The 13,773-nt window shown below is 59.1% G+C and carries 11 protein-coding genes; all 11 read left to right on the plus strand.

Annotated features, from left to right (window positions below):
- Position 1: 1 nt before the first annotated feature.
- The 11 genes from QZ383_RS12600 (at position 2) to QZ383_RS12650 (ending at position 13,660) form a co-directional block, all read left to right on the plus strand.
- A complete protein-coding gene (locus tag QZ383_RS12600; RefSeq protein ID WP_291445913.1) occupies positions 2-1,366 on the plus strand; it encodes a nitrogenase component 1 in 1,365 nt (454 codons plus the stop codon).
- A gap of 64 nt (positions 1,367-1,430) precedes the next feature.
- Positions 1,431-2,858, plus strand: coding sequence for a nitrogenase iron-molybdenum cofactor biosynthesis protein NifE (nifE, locus tag QZ383_RS12605; RefSeq protein WP_291445915.1), 1,428 nt, complete (start codon positions 1,431-1,433; stop codon positions 2,856-2,858).
- Positions 2,859-2,933: 75 nt separating this feature from the next.
- On the plus strand, positions 2,934-5,645 hold the full coding sequence (gene nifB / locus QZ383_RS12610) for a nitrogenase cofactor biosynthesis protein NifB (protein ID WP_291445917.1): 2,712 nt from the start codon (positions 2,934-2,936) through the stop codon (positions 5,643-5,645).
- 81 nt (positions 5,646-5,726) lie between these two features.
- Positions 5,727-6,671, plus strand: coding sequence for a hypothetical protein (locus QZ383_RS12615; RefSeq protein ID WP_291445919.1), 945 nt, complete (start codon positions 5,727-5,729; stop codon positions 6,669-6,671).
- Positions 6,664-7,527: a hypothetical protein gene (locus QZ383_RS12620; protein ID WP_291445921.1), complete on the plus strand. Its 864-nt coding sequence runs from the start codon at positions 6,664-6,666 to the stop codon at positions 7,525-7,527. The genes QZ383_RS12615 and QZ383_RS12620 overlap by 8 nt, the downstream gene beginning before the upstream one ends.
- Before the next feature lie 230 nt (positions 7,528-7,757).
- Entirely contained in the window at positions 7,758-8,408 is a 651-nt protein-coding gene (locus QZ383_RS12625) for a Fe-only nitrogenase accessory AnfO family protein (protein WP_291445922.1), read from the plus strand.
- 11 nt (positions 8,409-8,419) lie between these two features.
- Positions 8,420-9,361: a hypothetical protein gene (locus QZ383_RS12630; RefSeq protein WP_291445924.1), complete on the plus strand. Its 942-nt coding sequence runs from the start codon at positions 8,420-8,422 to the stop codon at positions 9,359-9,361.
- Positions 9,362-9,495: 134 nt separating this feature from the next.
- A complete protein-coding gene (locus tag QZ383_RS12635; protein WP_291445926.1) occupies positions 9,496-11,514 on the plus strand; it encodes a cation:proton antiporter in 2,019 nt (672 codons plus the stop codon).
- Between the two features lie 230 nt (positions 11,515-11,744).
- Complete coding sequence (locus tag QZ383_RS12640; RefSeq protein ID WP_291445928.1) at positions 11,745-12,170, plus strand: CoA-binding protein; 426 nt, start codon at positions 11,745-11,747, stop codon at positions 12,168-12,170.
- A gap of 18 nt (positions 12,171-12,188) precedes the next feature.
- Entirely contained in the window at positions 12,189-12,641 is a 453-nt protein-coding gene (locus tag QZ383_RS12645; protein WP_291445930.1) for a YkgJ family cysteine cluster protein, read from the plus strand.
- Positions 12,642-12,643: 2 nt separating this feature from the next.
- Complete coding sequence (locus tag QZ383_RS12650; protein ID WP_291445932.1) at positions 12,644-13,660, plus strand: J domain-containing protein; 1,017 nt, start codon at positions 12,644-12,646, stop codon at positions 13,658-13,660.
- Positions 13,661-13,773 lie beyond the last annotated feature (113 nt).

Genomic DNA, 13,773 nt, shown 5'->3' on the forward strand with positions numbered 1-13,773 from the left:
TATGCTTGACCTCACCCCAAAGACACATGTGAACAGATCGGGCGTTCTTATCAACCCGTGCAAGACCTGTCAGCCGGTGGGCGCGCTGTTTGCCGCCCTGGGCGTGCGCAACTGCATGCCTTACAGCCACGGATCGCAGGGTTGTGCTTCTTACCACCGCACCTACCTTACGCGTCACTTTAAGGAACCCGCCATTGCCGTCACCAGTTCCTTTACCGAAGGCGCCTGCGTGTTCGGCGGCGGCCCAAACATCCGTCAGGGCGTCAAGACCACTTTTGAGGTCTATAACCCCGACATTATTGCCGTGCATACCACATGTCTTTCTGAAACCATCGGCGATGACCTCAAGACCTACATCGACGAAATGGAAATTCCGGACGACAAGATCGTGGTGCACTGCAACACGCCGAGCTACGTTGGCTCGCACGTGACGGGCTTTGGCAACATGATGGCCGGTTTTATCAACTACCTTGCCGCCAAGGGCAAAACCACGGAAACCGTGGCGGTGTTCCCCGGTTTTGTGAACCCCGGCGACATCCGTGAATACAAGCACCTTGTGAACCTGATGAAGCTCAAGTCCATCATGTTCCCCGATTGCAGCAACGTCATGGATGCCCCCATGACCGGCGAATACAAGATGTACCCTGATGGCGGCACCACGGTTGAAGAAATCCGTGCCCTTGGCACCTGCCGTAAGGTTCTGGCCCTTGGCCGGCTGACCAGCGAGGAACCCGCGGCCCAGCTCAAGCGCAAGTGCGGCGTGGACTTTGACCTGCTGCCCCTGCCCATCGGCCTGGCTGATACCGATGCCTTTGTCATGGCCATGGCAAACCTCAACGGCGGCGACGTTGACCCGCTTATTGACGAAGAACGTGGTCGCCTGCTTGACCTCATGCTGGACGCCAACCCGTACTTCTACGGCAAGAAGGTTGCCGTGTACGGCGACCCCGACACAGCGCTTGGCATGACCCGCTTCTGCCTCGAACTGGGCATGATCCCCAAGTACGTGCTCACTGGTACGCCCGGCGAAACCTTCGTCAAGCTGGCCAAGGCCATGTTCAAGGAATACGGCAAGGAAGAAGAATGCCGGGCCTTTGCCGCCAAGGATCTCTTTGACCTGCATCAGTTCATCAAGGAAGAACCCGTTGATCTCTTGCTTGGCAACTCTCACGGCAAGCAGATCGCCAAGGCCGAGGGCATTCCGCTGGTTCGCGCTGGTTTCCCGGTGCTTGACCGCTACGGACACGCCTCGCTGCCCATGGTCGGCTACCGTGGAGCCTTCCAGCTCGCCACCCGGATCGCTGATACGCTCATGGAAGAGTTTGACCGCAACTGCGCTGACGAAGACATGGATCTGATTATGTAAGACGGCTCTAAGCCGCAATAGGGCCGGGGGGGCATCCCCCCCCCGCCCTTGCAAGGGGGTTCCCATGGCTATGGAAATACTTGAAGAACGCCGTACGTCCATCAAGGAAAAGGGAAACAAGGGCGGGGGCTGCTGTAGCGGCGACGGCCTGCGTTGCGATACGGCCAGCGTGGCCGGTTCCGTGAGCCAGCGGGCCTGCGTGTACTGCGGTACGCGCGTGGTGTTAAACCCCATTACCGATGCTTTTCATATCGTGCACGGCCCCATCGGCTGCGCCAGCTACACCTGGGATATCCGCGGCAGCCTCACCAGCGGGTCGGAACTGTTCCGCAACAGTTTTTCCACTGACCTGCAGGAAAAGGACATCGTCTTTGGCGGCGCGGAAAAGCTCACCCGCGCCATTGACGAGGCCGTGGTCAACTATTCGCCCAAGCTCATCTTTGTGTATGCCACCTGCATTGTGGGCGTGATCGGCGACGATGTGGAAGCCGTGTGCCGCAATGCGGAAAAAAAGCACGGCATCCGCGTGATCGCGGTCAAGGCTCCGGGCTTTTCGGGCACCAAGTCCACAGGCTACCGCATGGCCTGCAACGCCCTTGTGCAGCTCATGGAGCCGCACAAGGAACAGCCCAAGATCAAGGGCGTCAACATTCTTGGCGACTACAACCTTGCGGGCGAAATGTGGATCATCCGCAACTACCTGCGCGAGATGGGCATTCCCATTGTGGCCACACTCACGGGCGATGCCGCGTACGAAACGCTCATCAAGGCCCCGGCTGCCCAGCTCAACATCGTGCAGTGCGCTGGCTCCATGATGTATCTGGCCCACCGCATGGAAGACGAAATGGGCGTTCCCTGGATGCGCGCCAGCTTCTTTGGGGTGGAAGACACCTCCACCGCCCTGCGTCAGGTAGCCGAACGCCTCAATGACGACTACGCAAAGCGCAAGGCTGAGGCACTTATTTCTGAACGCGGCGCAAAGGCGGAAGCTTTTCTTGAACAGTACAAGCCGCACTTTGTGGGCAAGAAGGCCGCCATCTTTGTGGGCGGCGGCTTCAAGGCCATATCGCTCATCCGTCAGTTTAACGAGATGGGCATTGAAACCGTAGTGGTCGGCACCCAGACCGGCAAGCCTGAAGATTATGAAATCATTTCAAGCCTCGTTAACCCCGGCACCGTCATTCTGGACGATGCCAACCCGGCAGAGCTTGAAACCTTCATGAAGCAGAAAGGCGCGGATATCCTGGTTGGCGGCGTCAAGGAACGCCCGCTCGCCTACAAACTCGGCATTGCCTTTTGCGACCACAACCATGAGCGCAAGCACGCTCTGGGCGGTTTTGAAGGCGTGGAAAACTTCACCCGCGAGGTGAACCTTTCCATCAACAGCCCTGTGTGGCAGTTCACGCGCAGCAGCGCCTCATTTGCCGAGGCAACGCAGGCGCAGGCCAATCTGGTGCGTGAAGCACTGGCAGCAAGAGCAGCACATTTCTAGCACAGCGTAATCGGCTTGCACGCAGTTTGCCCGCCGCCGCGGCCCAAAGGCCGCCTGGAACATAAGGAGAAGACAATGAGCGCCAATCTTGTCAACCTGAATACAAATCCCTGCAAGATGTGCATGCCCATGGGTTCGGTAAGCGCCTTTTACGGCATCAGCAAGAGCATGAGCATTCTGCACGGTTCGCAGGGGTGCAGCACCTACATTCGGCGGCACATGGCAACACACTACAATGAGCCGGTGGATATCGCCTCCTCTTCGCTTACAGAAGAAGGCACGGTCTTTGGCGGCACCAAGAATCTGCTCAAGGGGCTTGAAAACCTCATCAAACTCTACAACCCAGAGGTGATCGGCGTTTCCACCACCTGCCTTGCCGAAACCATCGGCGAGGATGTGCCCGCCATCATCAAGCAGTTCAAGGACGAACACCCGGAAGTGACGGCCACCATCATTCCCGTGGTCTCGCCGGGCTACAGCGGCTCGCAGTACGAGGGATTTTTCCGCGCTTTGCACGCCATTGTGCGCCATGTGCCCATGAACGCCACGCCCAACAACGTTGTCAACATCATCACCGGGCACCTCTCTGCGGCGGATACCAGAGCGCTCAAGCTGCTTCTTGACGCCTGCGGCCTTGAATATGTGCTGCTGCCCGACCTTTCGCAGAATCTTGATGGCGGACATGAAGACGACTACAATCGGCTGCCCCAATATGGCACCACGCTCACCCGCATCGGCCTCATGGCTGGCGCGCGCATGACGCTTGAACTTGCGCCCTTCTGCCCCGAGGGCTATTCCCCTGGCGCGTACCTGCGCGATACTTACGGCGTGCCGCTCCTGCGCATGAACCTGCCCGTGGGCCTGCGCGATACGGATGCCTTTATAGCCACGCTTGAGGCCCTTGGCGGGGCCATTCCCGCCACGGTGCGCGAAGAACGCGCCCGCTACCTTGACGCCATGATCGATGCGCACAAGTATAACGCCCAGAGCCGCGTTGCCGTATTTGGCGAACCTGACATGGTGCTGGCCCTTGTGCGCGCATCGTGCGAAAACGGAGCCGTCCCCGTGGTGGCCGCCACCGGCAGCCGCTGCGCCGCCTTTGAAAAAACGCTTGCGCCCGACATGGCTCAGGCTACGGAAACCCAGTTCAGCGGCGATTACGACATTCTCAATTTTGCAGACTTTGCCGCCATTGAAAACGCAATGCTGGCCCGCAAGGCCAACCTCATGCTTGGCAATTCCGATGGCCGCCGCATTGAAGAGCGCCATCATGTTCCGTTGCTGCGTTACGGATTTCCCATCCACGACAGGGTTGGCGGCCAGCGCACACGCATGCTCTTCTATGACGGCTCGCTCAGCCTCATGGAAGCCACGGCCAACGCCATGTTGCAGTTCACCGAGGGCAGCTTCCGCGAGGAGCTTCTCAACAAATACTTCAAGGATGAAGCCGTCATGGAAGCTGATGCCTCCCGCATAGAAGTTATGGCCCCCGCCAGCGAGCCTCTTGTGCCTGTAACTGCCCCTTCAGCAGCCCATGCCGCTGGCAGCGCCGCCGCCGTCAATGCGGAACGCACCAAGTCCCACCCCTGTTTTTCCTGTGGGGCCTGTGCCACCTCGGCGCGCCTGCACCTGCCCATCGCGCCCAAGTGCAACCTGAGCTGCAACTACTGCTTGCGCAAGTACGACTGCGTTAACGAAAGCCGCCCCGGCGTCACCACCGCCGTGCTCACGCCTGCACAGGCTTTTGACCACTTTATGAAGGTTAAGCACGACATGCCCAACCTTACGGTTGTGGGCATCGCCGGCCCCGGCGACACGCTGGCAAATCCCGAGGAAACCTTCCGCACGCTGGAGATGATCCGCAAGGAAGACCCCAATATCACCTTCTGCATGTCCACCAACGGTCTGGCCCTGCCGGAATATGTGGAAGACATGAAGCGCGTGGGCGTGAGCCACGCCACCGTGACCATCAACGCCGTTGATCCCGCCATTGGCGCGCAGATTTACAAGTTTGCCATGTACCGTGGCAAGAAATACACGGGCGAAACCGCAGCCGCCCTTCTGCTGGCAAACCAGATGGCGGGCCTGCGCGCCCTCTCCCAGGCTGGCATTGTGAGCAAGGTCAACACGGTGCTGCTCAAGGGCATCAACGATGGGCACATTCCGCAGGTGGTGGAAACCGCGCGCGAACTGGGCGCTGTGATGACCAACATCATGCAGCTCATCCCGGTCAAGGGCAGCGTTTTTGAAAATATGCCCCTTGTGAGCAACAAGGAACTCATGGACATGCGCCGCAGCTGCGAGCCCACGCTCAAGCAGATGTACCATTGCAAGCAGTGCCGCGCCGATGCCGTGGGCCTGCTGGGCGACGACAAGTCCATTGATTACCGCCCGCCCGTTGCCGAAAAGGCCCCCGTGGTGGAAGAAGCCAAGCCCGCCGTGGCCCGCAAGATACGCATAGCCGTGGCTTCCAAGACAGGCATGACCGTTGATCAGCACTTTGGTCAGGCCGAACAGTTCTACATCTACGAAAGCGATGGCGACGCCGCCAACTACGTGGAAACTCGCAGCGTCTCCAAATACTGCAACGGCATGGACGACTGCGGCGAAAAGGCCGGGCGCATGGCGGGCATACTGGCCGCCGTGGACGACTGCAAGGGTGTGCTGGCCCTGCGCATAGGCGAAAGCCCGCTGAAAAAGCTTGAGACCAAGGGAATACGCGTGTTCACCCTCTATGAAAATGTGGATAAGGCCGTGAATGACGCCGCCAGGGCGCTCTGCGGATAATTCCGGCCCATTCCAACGGCCTGGCCGGAGGCAAACCGGTCAGGCCGGGGCACACGCCATCTTTGCCAAGAGGTTATTTCCATGCCGCAACTGGTGGACAGAACGCTCTGCCTGCTCTACCGGGTGCTGCCAGCCGCGCACTCGCAAGAGGAAAGGCAGACCGCAGACGCATTTGCGCTCTGGGCCGGGGAATGGATCGACCTCATGCACCACATGGGTTTTGTGGTCGAAATTCCCCCAGACCTGCAATTTGCAGCAGCCAGCGTCAAGGCCCGCCGCACAGGCAAACGCCCGATCCTTAACGGGCCGTGGGCACGCCTGAGCGGTTGCTGTGACGCTCTTTATACCTTTGAAACGGAACTCTGGCCGCGCTTTGCCGCCATCAAGGATACGGTGGAATTCTGCCCCGGCGACCATGCGGCCTGCGCCACGGCCCTTGCCGTGCTGTGGCTGCTCAAGGGCGGCCCCCGTGTGGCGGGCTGCATTGGCGGCTCTGCCCTGCACGGCCCCGATGCCGGGCCCGCGCTGGAGGAAGTGGCCCTGAGCCTGTACGCCCAGGGCCTGGAAACCGGCCTGACGCATCTGGACAAACTGCCTGAAGCAACAGCCATGCTCAAGGAGGCGGGCCAGGAAGTTTCCCACCACAAGGCCGTGCTGGGTGCGGATATTTTTGCTGTAGAATCCGGCATCCATGTGGACGGCATTGTCAAAAAGCCCTTTCTCTACGAGCCGTATACGCCAGCCACTGTGGGGCTTGAACGCCAGATTGTAGTGGGCAAGCACTCAGGGCGCGTTTCGCTGCGCATCAAGGCCCGCCAGCTTGGTTTGAACTTGCCGCGCACGGAAGAAGAACATATGCTTGCACTGGTGCAACAGCTTGCCGAGCAGCAGCAGTACAGCCTGACCGATGCTCAGTTTCTCGACCTGTGTCACACATGCCATCCCCCCGAATCCTTGTCTTCTGCCCGAACGGACTGTTGCGGTCTTTCGGGCGCAACGGCTTCTGTGGAGGTGGGCCATGCCTGAGATCATTATTGTCGATACCACCCTGCGCGACGGCGAGCAGGCTCCCGGCTTTGCATTCCCCCCTGCCCTGAAAATCCGCCTTGCCGCCATGATGGACGAAGCTGGCGTGGACCAGATTGAGGCGGGCGTTCCCGCCATGGGCGAAAACGAAAAGGGCACCATCCGCTCCATCCGCGAGGCCTGTTCCAATGCCCGCGTGTCCACCTGGAACCGCCTGCGCGAAAGCGACGTGCGCCACTCCTTTGACTGCTCTCCGCATATCATCCATCTGTGCTGCCCGGTTTCTGACCGGCAGATCAAGGACAAACTAAAAACCACCCGCGCCGAAGTGATGGCATCCCTTGCCAAGTGCGCGGCGCTCGCCGCAAGCCGTGGCGCGGAAGTGACTGTCGGCTTTGAAGACGCCTCCCACGCTTCGCCCGACCAGTTGCGCGAAGCGGCAAAGGCGGCACGCCAGTGCGGCGTGGTGCGGGTGCGGCTCAGCGATACTGTGGGCTGTTACACGCCAGACAAGGTCTGGCGGGCCGTGCGCATGCTGCGCGAGGCAGGCGTGGATGTGGAAATCCATGCGCACAACGACTTTGGCATGGCTGTTGCCAATTCACTCATGGCTGTGAACGCCGGGGCGCGCTACGTTAATACAACGTTGTGGGGCATTGGCGAACGGGCGGGCAACTGCGGGCTTGCCACCTTTACGGCGGCGGCTGCGCGGCTTGGCAATACATCCTGCGCCGTAGATGCGCGCAAGGCACTTGAACTGGAACGCCTTGCGGCTACACTTTTACCGCAAAAATCCATGAACGGCTGGGGCAAGCATTTGGGGTATAGCTATGGCACGCGCCCCTTTGGTCTTTAACGGCACAAGCGTCTTTTGTCCTCTGCCAGCGTTACACTGCGCCAGTTTTTTCGGTCGAGTACTATAAGAGTACACTCCCTCAAAAACAGGCTTGTCTTCCTTGGCAGAGAACAAAATCCATCTTGTGCTAAAACAAGTTTATCATAATTACGTCAGATAGATGTTATTTTTAATAATTACATCACTCGTTGCCGCTAACACTCTGGACGCCCAAGCATATGGAGATCGCCATGAAATGCGACTGCATTGCAGTGTTGGAAAATACAGATAATTCAATCACCGCCATGGAAAACTGCACCCACCTTTCCCTCTGGCAGCGCGACAGGAGCACGGGCAAGGGCTGGCATGCCTGTGATCCAGTGCCTTTTTCTCTTGAAGGCTGCGCAACTCTGCCCCAGATACGAGACCGGCTGCGTCAACTGGCCCTTCTGCTGCCCGCAGAGGCTGCCATAGCCGGGGCCAGTATTTCCGGTCTTGCCTACAACGAACTGAGCCGCATGGGCTTTTGCCTGTGCGAGCTGGACGCATTCTCGCCCGATATTCTGGATGCCCTTGCCAGCGAGATTTTGGCTTCCGCCCAGGGGGAGGCGCAGATTCCCACCGCGCCCACGCCCACAGATACGCCCGGCGTATACAGCATCAATCTTATGGAAGTGCAGGCCGCACACCCGGAAATTACGTCAAAAAAAGCCCTGCGTCCCTTTTTTGCGTCCACACCCTTTGTGGAACTGGAACTCATCTGCGGGCACATGCCCCCCTGGCTTGAGGAGCACATGCGTCAGCAGCGCCTGACCTGCGCCCTCACCCGACAGGAAGACGGAACCGTCCGCGCCCGGATTTCGCATGCGCTTTGCGGTGAAACTGCGTCCAATGGACGTTAGGAGTCTATGTTATGGGTACCGCCCTGCAACTTGAAACTGTGGCCACGCCCTACGGCACCATCACAAACGTGCATGTGCTCTCCCGCTGGCCCGGCGGCGCGCCGCAGGATTGCCGCCTGCTGGCCGAAGATACCGTGCCCACGCCCCACGGCTGGCTCACGCCCCACCATGACCCGGAAGACGTGCGCCGTAGCGGCGTCAAGAGCTTCAGCCTCTACCCCAACGGCATGTGGCGCAGCCTGGAGCTGCAAGATCAAACAACAGTCAGCACACCCCTTGGCGACATGCCCGCAGAATGGCTGGCCTGGCACGGAAACGGCGCGCTCAAGCGCATACTCCTGCGCAAGGGCAAGCTCAGCGGCTACTGGACAGAAGAGGACGAGCGCAAACTGGCAAGCCAGCTATCCCTTTCTCTGCATGGGCAGGAAGTGAACGCAAAGGTTCAGGGCCTGCGTTTCTATCCTTCTGGCGTGCTGGAAAGCGTCACCTTCTGGCCCGGCGAAACTATCCTGCTTGCCACCCCATTAGGCCCCATGCCCGTGAGGTACGGCTGCGCCTTTTATGAGAGCGGCGCGCTGCGAAGCTGCGAACCAGCGCGCCCTGCGCATGTGCTGACCTCCATTGGACAGATTGCGGCCTACGACCCCGCCGCCTCGGCCATCTGCGGCGATGTCAATTCCCTGTGCTTTGCTGAAGACGGCGCGGTTTCCAGCCTTGTCACAGCCGCCTGCTCCCTGCGCTGGCAGCAGGGCGCGGAGCAGAAATGCATGTCGCCGCGCATGGAAAAAGATCAGCTCACCATGCTGCGCACAGTAGTTGTTCCCTTGCGGGTAGAATTTCTGCCCAATGGTCTGGTACGCATGGACGATGGCAAACAGATCATGCAGGCCCCCTCGCAGGGCATAACTGTCGGGCCTTTTGTGGCTCTGCCCGACATGCGCGAGAGCCGCTGAGGTTTTGCGCAGCAACTACAATCCTGCCTTACATTGCAACCAGTTGGACGAGCATCGCGCTGCCGCAAACATTGTTGCGGCAGCGCGTCTTGCGCTGTATATGGTCACAGTGCTAGATTGCCGCAGGAGGCTGCATGGAAGTTCCTTTGCTCTATGAAATCGTCATTATTTTTCTTCTTTCAATATTCGTCACCATCGTCTGCAACAGAATAAAACTGCCCGCTACCGTGGGCTTTCTGCTTACAGGCGTTTTGTGCGGCCCGTCCCTGCTGGGTATCGTCAAGGATATGCAGGCCATTGATCATATTGCTGAACTCGGCGTTGCCATGTTGCTGTTCACAATAGGCATGGAACTTTCCGGCGAGGCCCTCAACCGCCTGAAACGGCCCGTTTTTCTGGGCGGCAGCCTGCAAATCGGCCTGACGGTTCTTGCCGTGGCGGGCATTGCCATGCTGCTGCGCGACGCCACCTACCAGAAAGGCCTTTTCTGGGGCTGTCTGGTGGCGCTCTCGTCCTCGGCCATCGTGCTGCGCATTTTGCAGGAGCGCGGGGCCACCAACACGCCCACGGGCCGCCTTTCGCTAGCCATTCTTGTTTTTCAGGACATTATGGTAGCGCCCATGCTGCTGGCGGTGCCCCTGCTTGCGGGCACGCTTGAGCTTTCGCTCCAGGGCGCGGTGTTCTCCACCCTGCGCGTGGTGGCGGTGCTGGGCGGCGTGCTGCTGTTTGCCCGCTTTGGCCTTAACAGGCTTATGGAAGCCGTGGTGCGCACCCGCACAAGAGAAATACTGCTGCTCTCCACCCTGGGCCTGTGCCTTGGCATGGCCATGCTGACCAACCATCTGGGCCTTTCTCTCTCGCTCGGGGCCTTTTTGGCTGGTTTGATGCTCGCCCGCTCGGAATACAGCATGAGCGTTATTTCGGGTATTCTGCCCTACCGCGATGTTTTCATGAGCCTGTTTTTCATCTCGGTAGGCATGATGCTGAATCTGGAGTTTTTTTTACAGCATTTTGTGGCCATTATTGTTCTGACGGCGCTGTTCATCGTCATCAAATCCCTGCTCACCCTGCCTTCGGTGCTGGTGCAGGGCTACCCGTTGCGCGCTGCCATCGTTACGTCCCTTTCCCTCGCGCAGGTGGGCGAATTTGCCTTTGTTCTGGCGGCATCTGGTCTGGCGGCAGGGCTGTTTGATATGAACGCCTACCAGACATTCCTTGATGTAAGCGTACTCACCATGATGCTGACCCCCGGCCTTATGGCCGTGGCCCCGCACCTTGCCGACAAGGTTGCGGGCAAGCGCAACGAAAGGATACTCGCCAAGGCCGAAGACCACGAAGGTGCCTGCGCCATGGATGACCACCTGATTATTGTGGGCTTTGGCATCAGCGGTAAACATCTGGCCCATGTGGCCCGAGAATCCGGCGTATGTTACACAATCCTTGAAATGAATCCTGAAACAGTTACCCGCTATCGGCACAAGGAACCCATTTCGCACGGCGACGCTTCGCAGCCAATCGTTCTGGAGCATCTGGGCGTCACCAAGGCGCGCGTGCTCGCCATCGTCATTTCCGACCCGGCGGCTGTGCGCTCCATTGTTATCGAAGCCCGCCGGTTCAACCCCAACCTGCACATCATTGCGCGCACCCGCTTTGTGAGCGAGGTGGCCCCCCTGCGCGCACTTGGCGCGGACGAAGTGATCGCGGAAGAATTTGAAACCTCCATTGAGGTTTTCAGCCGCGTGCTGACGCGCTATCTGGTTCCCCGGCAGGACATAGATTCCTTTGCCGCGCGTATCCGGCAGGAGAATTACCGCATGATCCGCCGCATGAGCGCATCGGTAAACTCGCTTGATTCCATGGTCAGCCGCCTGCCGGAGATGGGCGTTCAGGCCATGCGCCTTGCCGCCGCTTCGCCCCTTTGCGGCATCAGCCTTGCCCAAAGCCAGATGCGCCGCAAATACGGCGTAACGGTTATTGCCATTTTGCGTGACGGCGCAACCCAGGCATCGCCCGAACCCAACGACCTGTTCCAGGCCGATGACGTTGTGTATCTGTTTGGCAAAACAGATAAACTCCTGGCAATAGCCCCGCTTTTTTCCGGCCCTTTGCGCGAATCCGGCAAGGAAACCAGCCCCCCGCCCAAGGCCGCGTAGCGCATTTCGCAATTGCTGCGACAAAGGAGGCGGGGCTTGCCCTGCCTCCTTTTAATTGCCAAACTCGGCAAGGAGTTAGCGCTGCCTCGGTAAAAGATTCAGCCAAACCGGGGCTGGGAACTTGCGCATTTTGCCATTGCCGTCTATTAAAACTGATTACAGATATACTAACGGGAGCAACCCAAAGGGCTGCCCGCTGATAATCCGCCCTCTTGCGGTATGGATGTACTATGCTTGACGACAGACTGATGCGCGCCATGTTTGGCGAATCACGCAGCATCGCCATTATCGGCGCCAAGGACAAACCCGGTCAGGCTGTGGACAGGGTCGGGCGCTATCTGCTGGAGCAGGGATACAGAATTTTTCCTGTCCATCCTGTGCGCAAAACCGTATGGGGTCTGCCTGCGGTCACCTGCCTTGCGGAACTGCCCGAGCCGGTGGATATCGTCAATCTGTTTCGCGCGCCGGAATACTGCCCCGCCCACGCGCAGGAAGTGCTGGATCTGCCCTGGAAACCAAAAGTTTTCTGGATGCAGCTTGGCATACGCTCGATCGAGGCACGTCAGCTGCTGGCCCGTACAGGCATGACCGTGGTTGAAGATTCCTGCATCATGGTGGAACACGAGCGCCTCATGCGCCCCTCGCTCACTTTTTAAGGCCAAGGATTATAGCCCATGTCTGCCTCTCACAGAGAATCTGTTTTCAACTGCCGCATGTGCGGCCACTGCTGCGAAGGAAGAGGCGGCATTGTCGTAAGCCCCACAGACCTGATCCGGCTGGCAGCGCACATGCAGCAAGCGCCGGAAGCCGTGGCGGAAAACTATTGCGAACGCATTGGCGGCAAGCTCAAGATTCGCTGCGGCGAAGATGGCTACTGCGTGTTTTTTCGCCAGGGCAGCGGCTGCGGCGTACATGAGGGCAAGCCTTCAATCTGCCGCGCATGGCCCTTTTTTCGCGGCAATATTGAAGACCCGGCCAGCCTCGCCATGGCCAAGGAATTCTGCCCCGGCATCGAAACTGGCGCGCTGCATGCGGATTTTGCGCGCGAAGGCCGCGACTATCTGCGCGACAACGGCCTGCTTGCTTCCGATGCCACCTGTGAAGCCAATGCGCTTATCCTGAAGTAATCATGCGACGCCGCCCCCGCCAGATATCGCTGAAAGAATGCTACGACATTCTCAAGCTTAAAAAGGACGCCGATACGGCTGACCTCAAGCGGGCCTATCGGCGTCGCGCTTTTGAGCTGCACCCCGACCTCAACCCCGGCAACCCGGATGCCAGCCGGGAATTCCAGCTGCTCAACGAGGCCTATGTGGCCCTTTCCGCCATACTCAAGCATGAGGACGGCGTACGGGCTTCAACAGAGGGCACCAGGGCTGCCCAGGCAGAGAGCAAGGCGCGGGCCGCAAAAGAAGAGCCTACTGACGACAGGGCTGAGCAGAAGGCCCAGGCTGAAAATGGCTCTCAAGGCAGCAACGGGCAGCAAGCGGAATCTGACGCAAAAGAAGCCAGCTCTGGCCCGGCTGACGCCGCTGCCAGGGCGCAGGCCGCAGACGAGACCGGGAAAGCCCAAAAAGAGCAGAATCAAGAGCAGCAAAAGAACAAAACGGCAGACAAAAAAACTGCGCAGAACGGCTATTCAGAGCATGACGTGCTGCGCGACCTGCTTACAGATCCCTTTGCCCGCCGCGTTTTTGAAGATATTTACAGCGAACTGAACCGTCAGCATCAGGAAGAAGCGCCCCCACAGCAGGAAGCGCCTTACCAAAAGGAAGGGCCTGCTTTTGGCCAGCCCAAGGAAAAAACCACGGCAGAAAAGCGCAATGTAAAACTGCACAAGAGCAATCTGGCCTGGGGCACGCCCAAGTGGAACAAAGACCACAGCAAGGGCGTTACCGGCATGGTCAAGGGCTGGCTGCGCCGTCAGATTGATGAAGAACAAACCCTTGCGCTACCCTCGGCCAACCTTGCGCCCGGCAAGCGCATTCGCCTGCAAATACGCCAGGCCCTTTCTGGCGAGCTGAAAACTGTCGAGATCACCCTGCCGCCGGATTTTGCCGTGGGCAAACCCATCCGGCTGCGCGGTCTGGGCAAGCGTGTGGGGCCGTGGCAAGGCGATTTGTACCTTATTATCACCAACGAATGATCGCGCTGCTTTCTGTGCGCCGCAGTATAAACGAAAAGAGGCCCCATGGGGCCTCTTTTCGTTTATAGTACACTGCTCGTCGCAAGGACATCTTGCGCGTTCTGCCGGAGCCT

It is taken from the genome of Desulfovibrio sp. (genome assembly GCF_019422935.1).
Lineage (GTDB): Bacteria > Desulfobacterota > Desulfovibrionia > Desulfovibrionales > Desulfovibrionaceae > Desulfovibrio.